Annotated in this window: 17 protein-coding genes; 8 read left to right on the plus strand and 9 right to left on the minus strand. The window is 59.7% G+C overall.

From position 1 onward, the window contains the following. Nucleotides 1–141: 141 nt before the first annotated feature. Entirely contained in the window at nucleotides 142–1,338 is a 1,197-nt protein-coding gene (locus APH28_RS08860) for a methionine gamma-lyase (RefSeq protein WP_060508570.1), read from the minus strand. Nucleotides 1,339–1,465: 127 nt separating this feature from the next. Here APH28_RS08860 and APH28_RS08865 point away from each other — a divergent pair, with 127 nt between their 5' ends. The 7 genes from APH28_RS08865 (at nucleotide 1,466) to APH28_RS08895 (ending at nucleotide 6,328) form a co-directional block, all read left to right on the plus strand. Further along, nucleotides 1,466–1,945, plus strand: a complete 480-nt coding sequence (locus tag APH28_RS08865; protein ID WP_060508571.1) for an Lrp/AsnC family transcriptional regulator — start codon at nucleotides 1,466–1,468, stop codon at nucleotides 1,943–1,945. 114 nt (nucleotides 1,946–2,059) lie between these two features. Further along, on the plus strand, nucleotides 2,060–4,420 hold the full coding sequence (locus APH28_RS08870; protein WP_082432278.1) for an S-type pyocin domain-containing protein: 2,361 nt from the start codon (nucleotides 2,060–2,062) through the stop codon (nucleotides 4,418–4,420). Next, the gene (locus APH28_RS08875) at nucleotides 4,417–4,680 is read left to right on the plus strand and encodes a bacteriocin immunity protein (protein WP_060508572.1); all 264 of its coding nucleotides are present in this window, start codon (nucleotides 4,417–4,419) and stop codon (nucleotides 4,678–4,680) included. The genes APH28_RS08870 and APH28_RS08875 overlap by 4 nt, the downstream gene beginning before the upstream one ends. A 156-nt stretch (nucleotides 4,681–4,836) precedes the next feature. After that, on the plus strand, nucleotides 4,837–5,157 hold the full coding sequence (locus APH28_RS08880; protein ID WP_060508573.1) for an S-type pyocin: 321 nt from the start codon (nucleotides 4,837–4,839) through the stop codon (nucleotides 5,155–5,157). Further along, entirely contained in the window at nucleotides 5,154–5,417 is a 264-nt protein-coding gene (locus APH28_RS08885) for a bacteriocin immunity protein (protein WP_082432279.1), read from the plus strand. Before APH28_RS08880 ends, APH28_RS08885 begins: the two co-directional genes overlap by 4 nt. Next, the gene (locus APH28_RS08890; protein WP_060508575.1) at nucleotides 5,414–5,596 is read left to right on the plus strand and encodes a hypothetical protein; all 183 of its coding nucleotides are present in this window, start codon (nucleotides 5,414–5,416) and stop codon (nucleotides 5,594–5,596) included. The genes APH28_RS08885 and APH28_RS08890 overlap by 4 nt, the downstream gene beginning before the upstream one ends. Before the next feature lie 63 nt (nucleotides 5,597–5,659). After that, nucleotides 5,660–6,328, plus strand: a complete 669-nt coding sequence (locus APH28_RS08895) for an RES family NAD+ phosphorylase (RefSeq protein ID WP_060508576.1) — start codon at nucleotides 5,660–5,662, stop codon at nucleotides 6,326–6,328. 32 nt (nucleotides 6,329–6,360) lie between these two features. Here APH28_RS08895 and APH28_RS08900 read toward each other — a convergent pair whose 3' ends face one another. From APH28_RS08900 to APH28_RS08915, 4 genes are all read right to left on the minus strand, one after another. Continuing rightward, complete coding sequence (locus tag APH28_RS08900) at nucleotides 6,361–6,993, minus strand: hypothetical protein (RefSeq protein ID WP_177334250.1); 633 nt, start codon at nucleotides 6,991–6,993, stop codon at nucleotides 6,361–6,363. 154 nt (nucleotides 6,994–7,147) lie between these two features. Beyond that, nucleotides 7,148–9,049, minus strand: coding sequence for a sulfate adenylyltransferase subunit CysN (cysN, locus tag APH28_RS08905; protein ID WP_060508577.1), 1,902 nt, complete (start codon nucleotides 9,047–9,049; stop codon nucleotides 7,148–7,150). A 16-nt stretch (nucleotides 9,050–9,065) separates the two neighbouring features. Further along, nucleotides 9,066–9,983, minus strand: a complete 918-nt coding sequence (cysD, locus tag APH28_RS08910; RefSeq protein ID WP_060508578.1) for a sulfate adenylyltransferase subunit CysD — start codon at nucleotides 9,981–9,983, stop codon at nucleotides 9,066–9,068. A 168-nt stretch (nucleotides 9,984–10,151) separates the two neighbouring features. Then, entirely contained in the window at nucleotides 10,152–10,910 is a 759-nt protein-coding gene (locus APH28_RS08915; RefSeq protein WP_060508579.1) for a Nif3-like dinuclear metal center hexameric protein, read from the minus strand. A 169-nt stretch (nucleotides 10,911–11,079) separates the two neighbouring features. On the opposite strand from APH28_RS08915, the gene algW reads away from it, so the two are divergent. Further along, nucleotides 11,080–12,240: a Do family serine endopeptidase AlgW gene (algW, locus tag APH28_RS08920; RefSeq protein ID WP_060508580.1), complete on the plus strand. Its 1,161-nt coding sequence runs from the start codon at nucleotides 11,080–11,082 to the stop codon at nucleotides 12,238–12,240. A gap of 33 nt (nucleotides 12,241–12,273) precedes the next feature. Here the strand turns inward: algW and APH28_RS08925 are convergent, their stop codons facing one another. The 4 genes from APH28_RS08925 to APH28_RS08940 all read right to left on the minus strand — a co-directional run bounded on the left by APH28_RS08925 (nucleotide 12,274) and on the right by APH28_RS08940 (nucleotide 16,431). Continuing rightward, entirely contained in the window at nucleotides 12,274–13,038 is a 765-nt protein-coding gene (locus APH28_RS08925; RefSeq protein WP_060508581.1) for an amino acid ABC transporter ATP-binding protein, read from the minus strand. Nucleotides 13,039–13,048: 10 nt separating this feature from the next. Next, nucleotides 13,049–14,146, minus strand: coding sequence for an amino acid ABC transporter permease (locus tag APH28_RS08930; RefSeq protein WP_060508582.1), 1,098 nt, complete (start codon nucleotides 14,144–14,146; stop codon nucleotides 13,049–13,051). A 10-nt stretch (nucleotides 14,147–14,156) separates the two neighbouring features. Continuing rightward, nucleotides 14,157–15,335, minus strand: coding sequence for an amino acid ABC transporter permease (locus tag APH28_RS08935; protein WP_060508583.1), 1,179 nt, complete (start codon nucleotides 15,333–15,335; stop codon nucleotides 14,157–14,159). A 67-nt stretch (nucleotides 15,336–15,402) separates the two neighbouring features. Beyond that, nucleotides 15,403–16,431, minus strand: coding sequence for an amino acid ABC transporter substrate-binding protein (locus tag APH28_RS08940; RefSeq protein WP_060508584.1), 1,029 nt, complete (start codon nucleotides 16,429–16,431; stop codon nucleotides 15,403–15,405). Nucleotides 16,432–16,570: the final 139 nt, after the last annotated feature.

A 16,570-nucleotide genomic window follows, 5' to 3' on the forward strand; every position in this document is an offset into this window, starting at 1 on the left:
CCTCGCGAGAGGCCTTTTTTGTGGGCTGGATTCACTGCCCTCTTCGCGGGTAAACCCGCTCCCACGGGTCCGCACATGTTTCAAAGACGGCGCCGTACCTGTAGGAGCGGGTTTACCCGCGAATAGGCCAGCCCAGGCAACCTAGCTGCAAACCTGCAATGCCTGCTCGACATCCGCCAGCAGGTCTTCCACATCCTCCAGCCCTACCGACAGCCGCACCAGCCCCTCGGAAATGCCGTGATGCGCCCGCTCTTCAGGCGTGTAGCTGGAATGGGTCATGCTCGCCGGATGCTGCGCCAGCGATTCAGCATCGCCAAGGCTCACCGCCCGGGCAAACAGTTGCAGCGCATTCATGAAGCGCCGCCCGGCCTCGATTCCGCCCTTGAGCTCGAAAGCGATCATCCCGCCCGGCAAGCGCATTTGCCGCTGCGCCAGTTCGTATTGGGCGAACGATGGCAGCCCCGGATACTGGATCAGCTCGACCTGAGGCTGACGCGCGAGAAACTCGGCAACCTGCTGGGCATTGGCGCAGTGGCGGTCCATGCGCAACGCGAGGGTCTTGATGCCACGCATCAGCAATGAGGCATCGTGAGGCGACAATACCGCACCGGTCATGTCCTTGAGGCCTTCAAGGCGAATTCGGTCCACCAGTGCCTTGCGCCCGATCACCAGCCCGGCCGTGATATCACCATGGCCACTGAGGTACTTGGTTGCCGAGTGCACCACCAGGTCTGCCCCCAGCTCCAATGGACGCTGCAGGTAGGGCGTGCAATAGGTGTTGTCGACCACGATATGCAGGTCATGCCCCCGTGCCGCTTCAGCCACTGCGGCGATATCGACCAGTTGCATGTTCGGGTTGGACGGAGTTTCAAAGTAGATCATCCGGGTTTTAGCGTTGATCGCAGCCTTCAAGGCCGTGGGGTCATTGAGGTCGACATGGCGGATCTTTATCCCGAACTCGCCGATGCCATGGTGCATGTAGGCGAAGGTGCAGCCATACACCGTGCGCCCGACGATCAGCTCGTCACCGGGGCGCAGTAAGGTCCATAAGGTGGAAGTAATGGCGCCCATGCCCGACGCCAGCGCCAGCCCTGCCTCGCCCCCCTCCAGTGAAGCCATGCGCTGCTCCAACAAAGCCAGGGTCGGGTTGGAGATGCGGCTGTAGAAGTGCCCGCCCTCTTCCCCGGCAAAGCATGCCGCGCCGTATTCGACGCTGGGGAAGGCATAGGTTGCAGTCTGGTAAACCGGTGGCACCAAGGCGCCGCCGTGGGAAAGGGGGTCGTAGCCATGGTGGATAGCGCGGGTGGAAAAACCGGTCTTGTTATGGGAGTCGCACATGGCAACAGCCTCTGGTGGTTTGTTATAAGCTTATGCCACCGAGCTACCTGAATTTTTCCAAAATCACCCACGCTTTCGCGCCGCTTTTGGAAAGAAAACAACAAATACAACAGCAGGAGGGCAAACCATGCCTTCAAGCCTCGACCGCACCGACCGCGCCCTGCTCGCTGCCCTGCAGGACAACGCCCGCCTGACCATTTCCGAACTTGCCGATCAGGTCTCGCTGACCACCTCACCGTGCTGGCGGCGGGTCAAGTTGCTGGAAGACAACGGCTATATCACCGGCTATCAGGCCATCTTGTCGCCCAAGTCGCTGGGGTTTGGGGTCACAGCGTTTGTGAGCATCATGATGGATTCGCATACCAAGGACATGGCGCTGGCGTTCGAGCAACGGCTGATGGAAATTCCAGAGATTGTTGCTTGCCACAACATATCTGGACGGTATGACTTTCTGTTGGAGATTCTGGCGAGGGATCTGGAGTCGTTCGGGGAGTTTACTCGGGAAGTGCTGCAGCGGTTGCCCGGTGTGAAGGAGATTTATTCGAGTTTTTCCTACAAGGCGGTTAAGGAAAGACGCGTTATTCCTGTTGCTGAAAAACACATCTGAAACAGATCTTTCCAGTCAGTAGGAATCCTCCTACTGATTGACGAGCAGCGCCTGACATACAGGAAAAACTGCCTGGAGCACGCTTTGCCATGTAGCGACCAGGAGGATGACTACATGGCTCAAAATGAAACTGTCAAATTTGGTCAACCCTTCCGTGATTCCCGCGGTACGCTGAATCTGAATGAGGGCGTCTTGACGCGCGCGCAAGCCCCGGATCGAGTGCCTCTCAGCCCATTGCCCACGTTGTCTGGGACCGGCTATGGCGGCTGGGGGCTTGATGCAGGGCGGCCGCGAGGTACTGGAGGGCCTAGCCCTTTTGCCCAGGAAAAAGGCTGGCGAACGGTTTTCGGCGATGAGCTTTTAGCTGTCGACAATGGCCACGCAGATCAATACGCGCCCGCCCTTAAGCAACTTCCGGAGCAAATCGGTGCTGAACGCGCTGCCATTGAACAACAAGCAATCGCGGGGGCGGCTGGAAACCTTAGCCGGCATGTTGAGTTACGCCAACAACTCAATACAACGAGCTTGCAAACGAAGCGCGCCGAGTATCTTCAAATAGCCCCCGTGGCAACAGGCTTCTACGGCGCCATTCCTTTTTACAAACGCTACGACTCTTTCGCCACTCGGTTGAACGACGACGATGCATTCCCAATGGGTAGCTCCGCCGAGGAATGGGGGCGGCGAGTCTGGGAAACTTACGGCGCCTCGGTGGATGCCGCCTACCGCTTGCACATCGCAGCGCAGAAGTTTCAGGCACTGGCGGCGGACCTACCTGAAATGGCCCGCCAGGTCGACGAGACAGAACTCGCCCAACCCACTGTTGATCTCTCAAAAGCAATCGAACGGCGGTCTGCGCAAATTCTTAATGAACAACAGATCTGCTTCGACTGCCTGCCCAACTTCCTGCAGTACCAAGTGGCTCAGTCCACTCCAATCCAGGAAACCGATTCCTTCACCCAGCGTTTCTCTGCGTATATAAACACAGCCAAGGCGCTCATCGCGGCGAAGCAAGCCGAGGCACCTGCCTTCAGCAGCTCAAACCCAAGCATCGCCGGGCCACTTTCCAAGCCACAAATCGAGGCATTGCAACACCTCGTCGATGAGCAGGCCACCCGCCGAGCAGGTGTGCTTTGGGCGGACTATCACAGGGCCCTGGCGCTCACAGAGTCCATTCGCTATTTGCAGCAGTTCAGCGCGTCCATGGCAAATCTCACCCAGCGAGCGATGGAAATGGAACAACTGGAGGCAAGGCTTGCAGCCGAACGTGCAGCTGCCGAGGAGGCTGCACGTCAGGAAGCAGAAGCAGCGCGGATAGCTACCGAAGAAGCCGCACGTCAGCAAGCGGAAGCTGAACGGATAGCTGCCGAAGAAGCGGCCCGGCGCGAAGCCGAGGCAGCACGCCAACGCATCAGTTACATCAACGATACCCACTCCGCTGCCTCTGCGACGACCGTCATTCCGATCGGGTTGGCGACCTTTGCTGCGGATGTCGCGTCGGTTGCTATTCGCGGAGCGATCATTGCAGCAGTAGGTCGATTGGCTACAACAATGGCGCCCTTGGCTGTAGCCATACTTTCGGCAGCCTGGCCTGCAACGCTGGGTAATTCGGAAAGGCGGTACCTGATCAGCACTCCTCTCTCCAGCCTTTCTCCACCAGACGGGCCTGACTTGGCCGCCCTCGCCCTTTCATCAGCCAGCGTGGACGTGCCTTATTTACTTGCTGGTAGTGAGGACGCAAACGACATCAGCCTGTACGTGGTTCCCGGCGGTAAGGCAGTGCCGGTACGGGCCGCAACATTTGATACTGAACGGCAGGTTTACAGCCTCGCACTGGAGAACCCACAGCGCATCCTGACCTGGACACCCGCCAGCCCGCCCGGAGGTGGTGAAGGTAGCTCCACTAGCCTGCCACCCGCTCCGCCCGGCACGATTGTTTACACCGGCAGCAGTCTCAACCCTGTAAGCAACACAACGGAAAGCTATCCTGCACTGGATCTTCTCGATCAGGAACGGCTGATCATCACCTTCCCGATCGACTCGGGATTGCCGCCTATCCTGGTGGTTTTCAAGAGCCCTAGGTATGAACCGGGAACCGTCACAGGTCAAGGATCAATGGTTGAAGGTGTCTGGCTTTCAGAGGAGACCCGGAAAGCTGGCGCCGCAATTCCTACTGTAATTGCAGACTTGCTTAGAGGCAGGGAATTTCGTGACTTTGATGCGTTCAGAAGTGAATTCTGGAAAATCGTCGCCAATACACCAGAGCTCTCGAAGCAATTCAACACTACAAACAATAAACTCATGAGTAAAGGCTACGCCCCTAAGGCGCGCGACATCGACCACTACAAAGGTAATGCTACCTTTATACTCCACCATGTCATTCCAATTTCGGAGGGTGGCGCCGTATACGACGTAGACAACATAAGAGTGGTGACACCAGAAGCTCACAACAGAATCCACTACGGGACATTGCAATGAAAGACAATAAAATATTTTCCGACTTCACCGAGGCTGAATTTCTTGAGTTTATTACCTCCATCACCGATCCCGCGGATGATGTAAGCGAAAAAGAACTGGATCTACGCATTTTGAAATTCAAAGAAATCTGTGAACATCCCAGCGGATCCGACCTTATTTATTGGCCCGAGGCCGATGGATTGGACACCCCTGAAGAAATTTTAAGAATTGTGAAAGAGTGGCGCGCCTCCCACCAAAAACCCGGATTGAAAGCCCCTTGAGTCCGAAACCCCGCTCCGGCGGGGTGCCTCCCGATGGAGCAAGAACAGTCCTACAGATTCTTAGAAAAAAGCCTACATCCAGTGTGGCACGGTGAATATTTCCATCCCAAACAAGCATTCATGATCTCGATATCTTTTTAAGAGAGAAACGCTGACATGGCACTCCACCTCCCCGAGCACATCACAAACAAGCTTGCAGAGCAAACCTTCAACAACTTCGACGATTTCTCTCAGGCTTTCTGGCTGGCAATCGCTGAAGACCCGATCTACTCTCAACAATTCGTTACCTCGCAACTCAATCGCATCAAGCAAGGATGGCCACCCCGCGCGCCCTTTGGCGAAACGGCGAAAGGCGTGCGCGATTATCAAGTCTGTCACCTCGACCCACCCGCCTCTGGCGGCGCTATGTACGACGCCGAGAACCTTCGGATCATGAGTGCCCTGCAGTACGCGCTGTCATCGGAGGTGAAGTGGTGATCAGTCAAAAGCACTTACTTGCCGACTACACCTGCGCCGAATTCAGGACTGTGGTTGAGGAATTGCTACAGGCTTCCGGCACCTCGGCCTGGCAGGATCGCTTGCTCGAACACCTTATCGAAATGACCGAACACCCGGACGGCTCCGACCTCCTCTACTACCCAGCAAACGAACTGGAGGGCTGCGCCATGGGGGTGATCGCACGTATCATCGCCTGGCGAAAATCAAAGGGACTTCCCCTGTTCAAGGACGTGCAATGAACAAGTCTGTGTGGGTGTTGATGCTGTTTCTGACCGGTTGTGTAGACGGCAAGTTCTTTCTTTTGCCTGACCAGCAGAACCAGAAATTTTCCTGTGACATGGATCCTTACAAGCAGGGATGTGAACGCCAAAGTGACTATGACCGGCACTTCAAGTCAGTCGAAGACAAGAAGAGCTAGGTAGCCCAGCCCGTTCATTTGGCGCTATCTGCGAACACCACCGCGATTGCTTGGAGGCATTTCATGAGCGGTCCGGCAAAGCAGCCCGACGATACATTCGCCAGTCAAGTGCTGGAAACACTGAGCAGATACCCGGAACTGATACGCCAGATACCTGTGGGTACAATACTGCACCGCGTCCAGCCCTCCTGCTACGATGCCAACTCCATCAACTATCGTGCTGGCTCCGACACACGCTATCCCGATCCCGCCAGACAGATCGGTGTCTATTACCTCGGCCTTACCGAGGAAGTTGCCGTGGCCGAGTCCTTCCAGCCTGGCCAGGGTGTTGATGACCAGTCAGTTAGTCTCTGGCGACTGGCGCAAACGTCACTGCATCGCCTTAAGGCAGCACGCGTGTTGAACGTGGTTGACGTCGCCGCCTTGGCGAACAGAGCCACCCACCACAAAGTGCGCGATATCGTGCAGGCCAAGGGACAGGGGCGAGAGGGTTACGCACTCACCCAAAAAATCAGCAGGGCTTGCATGAATGTCGGCGAGGTCGATGGTCTGCTCTATCAGTCAGCGGTTTACACCGTGACCGGGTCCATGGACGGGTGCAACCTTGTTCTGTTCGAAGGCCGTAGGCGCCAAGTCGAGGCGATCAGCCACCAGCTTGTCGTGGAAGCACTGCTATCTAATGGGGAGACGGCTGTGGAATTCCTGGAGAGCCTGGGTGTAGTCATGGAATAAACACAAAAAAGGACCTCTCACGAGGTCCGCCATCACTGTCCCGCCATTAATGCATTACGGTAGTCACGCTTGATGATTTCCACAGCGGCCGGATCATCCAGTACTTCAAACCGAGGCACTTCATTGCGCAACTCGCCTGGGTCCGAGTAATCCATCCTGCCGACCAGATGCTGAACGAGCGTGTTCATTGCTTCGGTTTCAGCAGGATCGAGATCTAGCGATTTAATCAATGCTTCAATAATTGACCTTGGCTTGTTTTCGGCAAACTGAAACGACGGGTAAAACTTTCTGCGATTACTGGTATTGGTGTACGCCAGGAGCTTCCCCGCCTTGGTTTTCTGACTCAGTGCTTGCTTGGTAATGCCCAAAATTTCGCAGGCGGCCTTTGCGTCAAGCAGTTCACAGCGGCTGTCTACCCGCTCAAAGGCACGCGCCTTCATCCTGGCCACCGCCTCCTGGTTGCGCGTTGCAATACTTCGCTTCGCCTCAACCTCGACCTTGGCGAGTGCAGCAAAAGCCTTCTCATCTGCAAGCGCCACGGCTTTCAGCACTACCGCCGCCGACGCTCGAGCAAGATGCTCCTCGAAACGCTCCCGCAAGGCAGCCTTGGCGGCCTCGATGCGAGCGAGAGCGGGATGAATGGCATCATGGGTGACCGCAGTCATAGACCCTCCTCAGGGCCTGAATAGCCCCTGTTCCCAAAGGTTAGGGTGCCGTGCAAAAACTGTCAACTTGTCAATTAGTCTAGATGTAAAGCAATCTGTCATTTCACAGAAATAAAAAACCCCGCCGAAGCGGGGTTTTCACAAGCAGCAATCCTTAGATCGCGCCACGCTGACGCAACACATCCAGCACCTGCTTCACACCTTCCTCAACACTGGTGTTCTGGGTATCGATCACCAGGTCAGCATCCAGCGGCACATCGAACGGGAAGCTTTCCCCCGGGATGTTGTCGCCACCGGCAGCGTACAGGCCCTGCGGGTCACGCTCGCGGCACGCCAGCGGCGAAGCCTGCACGTAAACGGTCACCAGGCGGTCTTTGCCGATCAGTGCCTTGGCCTGTTCGCGACCTTCGGCATCCGGGGCAACGAACGCCGCCAAGGTCAGCAGGCCGGCTTCGTTGAACTGGCGCGCCACGTGGGCGGCGCGGCGCCAGTTCTCGGTGCGGCCGGCGCGGTCCTGTGGCAGGCCCTTGTTCAGGTCGTGGCGCAGGTTCTGGCCATCGAGCACGTACACCGCACGGCCCATGTCGAACAGCTTGCGCTCCACGGCATAGGCCAGGGTGCTCTTGCCAGCGCCGGACAGGCCGCTGAACAGCACGGTGGCCGGCTGTTGGCCGAAGCGCAGGGCGCGTTCTTCAGTGGCCACGTGAGCCTGCTTGCCATGCTGGCCGGTGCTGCCGTGTGGCAGGACGGGCGGTGCGATGCTCATGCCGGCGCCGACGGTGCCGTTGGTCAGGCGGTCGATGACGATGAACGCACCGGTGGTGCGGTTGCTGTCATAACCGTCCAGGGCGATCGAGGTGTCCAGGGCCACCTTGACGCGGCCGATCTCGTTCAGCTGCAGCGCGCTTGCAGCGCCCTGCTCGAGGGTGTTCACATCGACCTTGTGGGTGATGCTGGCAATCGAGCCCGGCACGTAGCTGGTGGCGCGCTTGATGTCGTACTTCTTGCCCGGGAGCATCGGCTCCTCGGCCATCCACACCAGCATGGCGTCGAACTGGTCGGTGACTGGCGGCACGTTATCGGCGTGCACCAGCAGGTCGCCACGGGAGATGTCGATCTCGTCTTCCATGGTCAGGGTGACGGCCTGGCCTGGGCCAGCGCTTTCCAGTTCACCTTCGTAGGTGACGATGGACTTGACCCGGCTGCTCTTGCCCGACGGCAGCACGACGATTTCGTCGCCCTTGTGCACCACGCCGCTGGCGAGGGTGCCGGCGAAGCCGCGGAAGTTCAGGTTCGGGCGATTGACGTACTGCACCGGGAAACGCAGGTCGGTGAAGTTGCGGTCGGCCGCCACTTCGACGGTTTCGAGGATTTCCATCAGCGTCGGGCCGGCGTACCACGGCGATTGTTCGCTGTGGTTGACCACGTTGTCGCCCTTGAGCGCCGACATCGGCACGAAGTGCAGGCTGCTCGGGGTCAGGTTGATGGCTTCGGCGAACTTCAGGTAGTCGGCCTTGATCGACTCGAACACACCTTCATCGAAGCCCTTGAGGTCCATCTTGTTGACCGCAACCACGATGTGCTTGATGCCCAGCAACGAGGCGATGTAGCTGTGGCGGCGGGTCTGGGTCTGCACGCCGTAGCGGGCATCGACCAGGATGATCGCCAGGTCACAGGTGGACGCACCGGTGGCCATGTTGCGGGTGTACTGCTCGTGGCCCGGGGTGTCGGCGATGATGAACTTGCGCTTGGCGGTAGAGAAGTAGCGGTAGGCAACATCGATGGTGATGCCCTGCTCGCGCTCGGCCTGCAGGCCGTCGACCAGCAGTGCCAAGTCGATTTCTTCGCCGGTGGTGCCGACCTTTTTCGAATCACGGGTGATGGCCTCGAGGTGGTCCTCGTAGATCATCTTCGAGTCGTGCAGCAGGCGCCCGATCAGGGTGCTCTTGCCGTCATCCACGTTGCCGCAGGTGAGGAAACGCAGCAGTTCTTTACGCTCGTGCTGAGCCAGATAAGCGAGGATATCTTCGCTGATCAAATCGGATTGGTGCGACATGGAGTAACCCTGAAAATTAGAAGTAGCCCTGACGTTTTTTGTCTTCCATGGAACCGGCGCCATCGTGGTCGATGACTCGGCCCTGGCGCTCGGAAGTGCGCGTCAGGAGCATTTCCTGAATGATGTCGGTGAGCGTCTCGGCTTCCGACTCGACAGCGCCCGTCAGCGGGTAGCAGCCAAGGGTACGGAAACGCACCTTCTTCTTGACGATGCGTGCTTTCTCTTCCTCGGAGAGGTGTTCGAGGATGCGATCGTCGTCGATCATGATCAGGGTGCCGTTCTTCTCGATGACTTCACGCTCGGCGGCGAAGTACAGCGGCACGATCGGGATGCCTTCGAGGTAGATGTACTGCCAGATGTCCAGCTCGGTCCAGTTCGACAGCGGGAAGACGCGGATCGACTCGCCCTTGTTGACCTTGCCGTTGTACACGTTCCACAGCTCGGGGCGCTGGTTTTTCGGGTCCCAGCGGTGCTTGCTGTCACGGAACGAGTAGACACGCTCTTTGGCCCGCGACTTCTCTTCGTCGCGGCGCGCGCCACCGAAGGCGGCGTCGAAACCATGCTTGTCCAGTGCCTGTTTGAGGCCCTGGGTCTTCATGATGTCGGTGTGCTTGGAGCTGCCATGGGTGAAGGGGTTGATGCCCTGCGCCACACCCTCTGGGTTGACGTGGGTGATCAGCTCCAGGCCCATTTCCTCGACCATCTTGTCGCGGAAGCTGTACATCTCCTGGAATTTCCATTGGGTGTCGACGTGCATCACCGGGAACGGCAGCTTGCCCGGGAAGAAGGCCTTGCGCGCCAGGTGCAGCATCACGGCGGAATCCTTGCCGATCGAGTACAGCATCACCGGGTTGTCGAACTCGGCGGCCACCTCGCGGATGATGTGGATGCTTTCCGCCTCCAGCTGTTTCAAGTGCGTCAGTTTGTCGACCATGGCTACTCACGAAAAAACACGAAAAACGATCTTATGGACGGCCAGCGGGCCGTGTTCGAGCGGGTCACTTTATCACAGCGACTGCTTCTATTTAGGAGGCGGGCTAGATCGAAAAAGTCTAACGATATGACTGGGGGTTTGGGCCGCTTTGCGACCCAATGAGCAAGGTCAGATGGGATTCGGGCAATCGATGAACAGGTGCTCGACGGCAAACCGCCGCGCCAGATAGTCACCGAGGGCCTGCACCCCATACCGCTCGGTGGCATGGTGGCCCGCGGCAATGAAGCTGACCCCGTTTTCCCGGGCGCTGTGGTAGGTCTGCTCGGACGCCTCACCGGTGAGGTACAGGTCTACCCCGCCAGCAATCGCCGTGTCGATATAGCCCTGCCCGCCCCCGGTGCACCAGCCCACCCGGCGGATCATCTCGTCACCTTCCACCAACAAAGGCTCACGCCCGAGCACTTCCTGCACACGACGGGCAAAATCGCGCGCAGTCACGGGCTCCGCCAGTGAACCGACAAGCCCGACTACCCTGGGGTTTTCCGGGTCCAGCGGCCCTTCCACGGTGATGTCCAGTTGCCGCGCCAGCTGCACGTTGTTACCGACTTCCGGGTGCACGTCCAAAGGCAGGTGAAACGCCAGCAGGCTGATGTCGTGCTTGAGCAAGGTCTTCAGCCTGCGCTGGCGGATTCCGGTTACGCACGGGTTCTCGCCCTTCCAGAAGTAGCCATGGTGCACCAGGATCAGGTCGGCCTCGGCCTCGACCGCCGCATCCAGAAGCGCCTGGCTGGCGGTAACGCCGCTGACGATGCGGCTGACCTGCGGCCGGCCCTCGACCTGCAGGCCATTGGGGCAATAATCCTGGATCTTCGCGCTGCCCAGGTAGCGTTCGGCTTCCTCGACCAGGGTGTTGAGTGCGACGGCCATGAAAATCTCCTCGAAATCTGCGCTTTTCTCAGGCACAACGCCTGACGAACGCCCGTATAATGCCGGCCATTATGGGCCGTCGCCGGCATCGGGGGAACCGGTGTATGATCGCGCGCGCTCATGCCCCACTGCGCGGCCACAGGCCCCCGCTCTTTTCCAGGACTCGTTCATGTTCAAGGCTTTGCGTTACTTTGGCTGGCCCCTGCTCACCGGCATTCTGATCGCGGTGCTGATCATCCAGCGCTACCCGGAGTGGGTCGGCCTGCCCAGCCAGGACGTCAACCTGCAACAAGCCCCGCAGACCACACGGATCATGCAGGGGCCGGTGTCCTACGCCGATGCTGTGACCCTCGCCGCCCCGGCGGTGGTCAATCTGTACACCACCAAGGTGGTGAACAAGACTGCTCACCCGCTGTTCGAAGACCCGCAGTTCCGCCGTTTCTTCGGTGACAACCTGCCCAAGCAGCGCCGCTGGGAGTCGAGTCTGGGTTCGGCGGTGATCATGAGCCCCGAGGGCTACCTGCTGACCAACAACCACGTCACCAGCGGCGCCGACCAGATCGTCGTGGCCCTGAAGGACGGCCGCGAAACCCTGGCACGGGTGATCGGCAGCGACCCGGAAACCGACCTGGCGGTGCTGAAGATCGACCTGAAAAATCTGCCCGCCATCACCATTGGCCGCTCCGACAGCATTCACATCGGCGATGTCGTGCTGGCCATCGGCAACCCGTTCGGTGTTGGTCAGACCGTGACCATGGGCATCATCAGCGCCACCGGCCGCAACCAGCTGGGCCTGAACAACTATGAAGACTTCATCCAGACCGACGCGGCGATCAACCCGGGCAACTCCGGCGGTGCGCTGGTCGACGCCAATGGCAACCTGGTGGGCATCAACACGGCGATTTTCTCCAAGTCCGGTGGCTCCCAGGGCATCGGCTTCGCCATCCCGATCAAGCTGGCGCTGGAGGTGATGAAGTCGATCGTCGAGCACGGCCAGGTGATCCGTGGCTGGCTGGGTATCGAGGTGCAGCCGCTGAGCCAGGAACTGGCCGAGTCGTTCGGCATGCAGGGCCGCCCAGGCATCGTGGTGGCCGGCATCTTCCGCGACGGCCCTGCGCAGAAAGCCGGGTTGCAGCTGGGTGACGTGATTCTGAGCATCAACGGCGAACCGGCCGGTGACGGGCGCAAGTCGATGAACCAAGTGGCGCGGATCAAGCCGACCGACAAGATCACCATCGAGGTGATGCGCAATGGTCAGCAGCTGAAACTGATCGCCGAGGTGGGGCTGCGGCCGCCTCCGGCACCGGCCGCCAACCCGGAAGAGAAGTAAAAAGAAGGGGCCGCATAGCGGCCCCTTTTTGCATCAATGCAGGATCTGACTGAGGAACAGCTTTGTCCGGTCACTGCGCGGTCGGTCGAAGAAGTCATCCGGTGCCGCCTGCTCGACGATCTCGCCCTTGTCCATGAAGATCACCCGGTTCGCCACGGTGCGGGCAAAGCCCATTTCGTGGGTCACGCAGAGCATGGTCATGCCGTCTTCGGCCAGGCCGACCATGGTATCGAGCACTTCCTTGACCATTTCCGGGTCCAGCGCCGAGGTCGGTTCGTCGAACAGCATGATCTTCGGTTTCATGCACAACGCCCGGGCAATCGCCACGCGCTGCTGCTGGCCACCGGACAGCTGCCCCGGGAACTTGTGCGCCTGCTCTGGAATACGAACCCGCTCCAGGTAGTGCATGGCGATTTCCTCGGCCTTGCGCCGCGGCATCTTGCGCACCCACATCGGCGCCAGGGTGCAGTTTTCCAGAATGCTCAGGTGCGGGAACAGGTTGAAGTGCTGGAACACCATGCCCACCTCGCGGCGGATCGCCTCGATCTGCTTGAGGTCGTTGGTCAGCTCCACGCCATCGACCACGATGCGCCCCTGCTGGTGCTCTTCCAGGCGGTTCAGGCAGCGGATGGTTGTCGATTTGCCCGACCCGGACGGCCCGCACAGGACGATACGCTCGCCCTGACGCACGTTCAGGTTGATGTCCTTGAGCACATGGAACTGGCCGTACCACTTGTTCACGCCCTGCATCTGGATGATGCCTTCGTGGCCGGCAGGCTGTTTGATCGCTTCACTCATTTCGAAACTCCTAACGCTTGTGGCCAGTGTCCAGCTTGCGCTCCAGGTGCATGGAGTAGCGGGACATACCGAAACAGAAAATCCAGAACACCAGGGCGGCAAACACATAGCCCTCGGTGGCCATGCCCAGCCAGGCCGGGTCAGCAGCAGCTTGCTTGACGCTGTTGAGCAGGTCGAACAGGCCGATGATGATCACCAGGCTGGTGTCCTTGAACAGGGCGATGAAGGTGTTGACGATGCCGGGGATCACCAGCTTGAGCGCTTGCGGCAGAATCACCAGGCCCATCGCGCGCCAGTAGCCCAGGCCCATGGCCGCGGCAGCTTCGTACTGGCCCTTGGGGATAGCCTGCAGGCCACCGCGCACCACCTCGGCGACGTACGCCGACTGGAACAGGATCACCCCAATCATCGCCCGCAGCAGCTTGTCGAAGCTCATGCCCTCAGGCAGGAACAACGGCAGCATCACCGATGACATGAACAACACGGTGATCAGCGGCACGCCACGCCAGAACTCGATGAAGGTGACGCAGACCACCTTCACCGCCGGCATTTTCGAGCGCCGCCCCAGGGCCAGCAGAATGCCCAGCGGCAAGGCGCCGACGATGCCCACGGTGGCAATCACCAGGGTCAGCATCAGCCCGCCCCACTGGCTGGTGGCAACGTTGCTCAAGCCCAGCACACCGCCGTGCAGCAAGGTGTAGGCAATGATTGGGTACAGCACCAGGAAGCCCAGGCCATATACGGCCTTGCGTGGGAATTGCCTGATGAACAACGGCGCCGCGCCGAGCACGGCCAGCCACACGGTCAGGTCCACGCGCCAGCGCAGCTCGACCGGGTAGTAGCCGTACATGAACTGGCCGAAGCGCTGCTGCACGAACACCCAGCAAGCGCCTTGCTTGGTGCAGTCGGCGCGGGTGGTACCCACCCAGTTGGCGTCGATCAACGCCCATTGCACCAGCGGTGGCACGATCAGCCATACCAGGTACACGGCGAACAGGGTCAGCAGGGTGTTGAGCCAGCTGGAGAACAGGTTTGCACGCATCCATGCGAGCACGCCGACGGTTTTCACCGGTGGCGGCATGTCGGGTTTGAAAACATGGGCATTCACGGGCGTATCCTCACCGCTCGATCAGCGCGATGCGCTTGTTGTACCAGTTCATCAGCAGCGAAATACTGATGCTGATGGCGAGATAGACACTCATGGTGATGGCGATCACCTCGATGGCCTGACCGGTCTGGTTGAGTACAGTACCGGCGAACAGCGAGACCATCTCCGGATAACCGATACCGGCCGCCAGCGATGAGTTCTTCGCCAAGTTCAGGTACTGGCTGGTCAGCGGCGGAATGATCACCCGCAGTGCCTGGGGGATGATCACCTTGCGCAGGGTCGGGCCGTCACGCAGGCCAAGCGAGTGGGCCGCTTCGGTCTGGCCGTGGCTCACCGAACGGATGCCGGAGCGCACGATTTCGGCAATGAAGGCCGCGGTGTAGATGGTCAAGGCCAGCGTCAGCGCCAACAGTTCGGGGATCAACACCCAGCCGCCGACGAAGTTGAAGCCCTTGAGCTGCGGCACTTCCCAGTGCACCGGGCTGCCGAACAGCAGCGCGCAGGCGCCTGGAATGACGATCAGCAGCGCCAGCCCCACCCAGAATTTGTGGAACGGCTCGCCGGTCGTGTCGAAGCGCTTGTTGGCGTAGCGCACCATCACCCCAATCGCCACCAGCGCCAGCACCAGGGCGGCGACGAACGGCCAGAAGCCGTCGGCCATCGAGGCACCGGGCATGTTCAGGCCACGGTTACTGATGAAGAAGGTGTCGTCGATGTTGATGCTGCCCCTTGGACCCGGCAGGGTCAGGAACACCGCGAAATACCAGAACAGGATCTGCAGCAGTGGCGGAATGTTGCGGAAGGTCTCTACATACACGGTCGCCAGCTTGCTGATCATCCAGTTCGGCGACAGCCGCGCGACACCGATGATGAAGCCGAGAACGGTCGCCAGGATCACACCGATGAAGGTCACCAGCAGGGTATTGAGCAGGCCGATGACGAACACCCGCGCATAGCTGTCGGACTCCACATAGGGAATCAGGTGCTGGGCGATGCCGAAGCCGGCGCTACGCTCGAGAAAGTCGAAACCCGAGGTGATGCCCCGGTGTTGCAGGTTGGTCTGGGTGTTGTGGAACAGGTACCAGCCCAGGCCCACCACGAAGGCAATCGTGAGAATCTGGAACAGCCAGGCGCGCACACGCGGGTCATTCAGGGAAAGCCCCTTGGGTGCGCCAATTTGATTTTGCATGAAGTGCCCCGAAAAAAAGGGATTCGAACAACCTGCGGCGGCGGGATGCCGCCGCAGGGTGCAGCCATCAGCGCACAGGTGGCGCGTACTGGATGCCGCCGTTGTTCCACAGGGCGTTCATGCCACGGTCGATCTTCAGGTCGGTGCTCTGGCCCAGGTTCTTCTCGAACACTTCGCCGTAGTTGCCGACTTGCTTGACGATCTGTACTACCCAGTCTTTGGGCAGCTTGAGGTCCTTGCCGTACTCACCATCAGCCCCCAGCAGGCGGGCAACATCAGGGTTCTTGGTGGACTTGGCCTCGGCCTCGACGTTCTTCGAGGTGATGCCCGCCTCTTCGGCGTTGAGCATGGCAAACAAGGTCCACTTGACGATGCTGAACCACTCCTCGTCGCCCTTACGCACCACCGGGCCGAGTGGCTCTTTGGAGATGGTCTCCGGCAGCACCACATAGTCGGTCGGCGCGGCCAGCTTGGAGCGCTGGGCGAACAGCTGCGACTTGTCCGAGGTCAGCACGTCGCAACGGCCGGACTCCAACGACTTGGCGCTTTCGTCGGAGGTGTCGAAGGTGATCGGGGTGTACTTCAGGCCATTGGCGCGGAAGAAATCCGACACGTTCAGTTCGGTGGTGGTGCCGGCCTGGATGCAGATGGTCGCGCCATCGAGCGCCTTGGCGCTGGAAACGCCGAGCTTCTTGTTGACCAGGAAGCCGACGCCGTCATAGTAGGTGACGCCGGCGAACACCAGGCCCATGCCGGCATCGCGCGAGCTGGTCCAGGTGGTGTTGCGCGACAGCACGTCGACTTCGCCCGACTGCAGCGCAGTGAAGCGTTCCTTGGCGTTGAGCTGGCTGAACTTGACCTTGGTCGCGTCGCCGAACACGGCGGCGGCCACAGCGCGGCAGACATCGGCGTCGATACCGACGATCTTGCCTTGCGCATCAGGTACCGAGAAGCCTGGAAGACCGTCGCTCACGCCACACTGGACGAAGCCCTTCTTCTTTACCGCATCGAGGGTGGCGCCGGCCTGGGCGGTGCTCACGGCGCCCAGTGCGGCGGCAGCGGTCAGGACTGCCAGGGTGGTTTTCAACATCTTCATTCACAACCTCCAAATCGCTCTTGTTGTACGAGCCGGAATTGCACCGCACCCTTTTGAGGCGCATCCGACCCTTGTTGGCTTGTTATTGGGTCAATTGGCGCAATGGGCTGTTCTGTGACAGCCTTCGCGTGCGAGGGGT

It is taken from the genome of Pseudomonas sp. NBRC 111124 (genome assembly GCF_001320245.1).
GTDB lineage: Bacteria > Pseudomonadota > Gammaproteobacteria > Pseudomonadales > Pseudomonadaceae > Aquipseudomonas.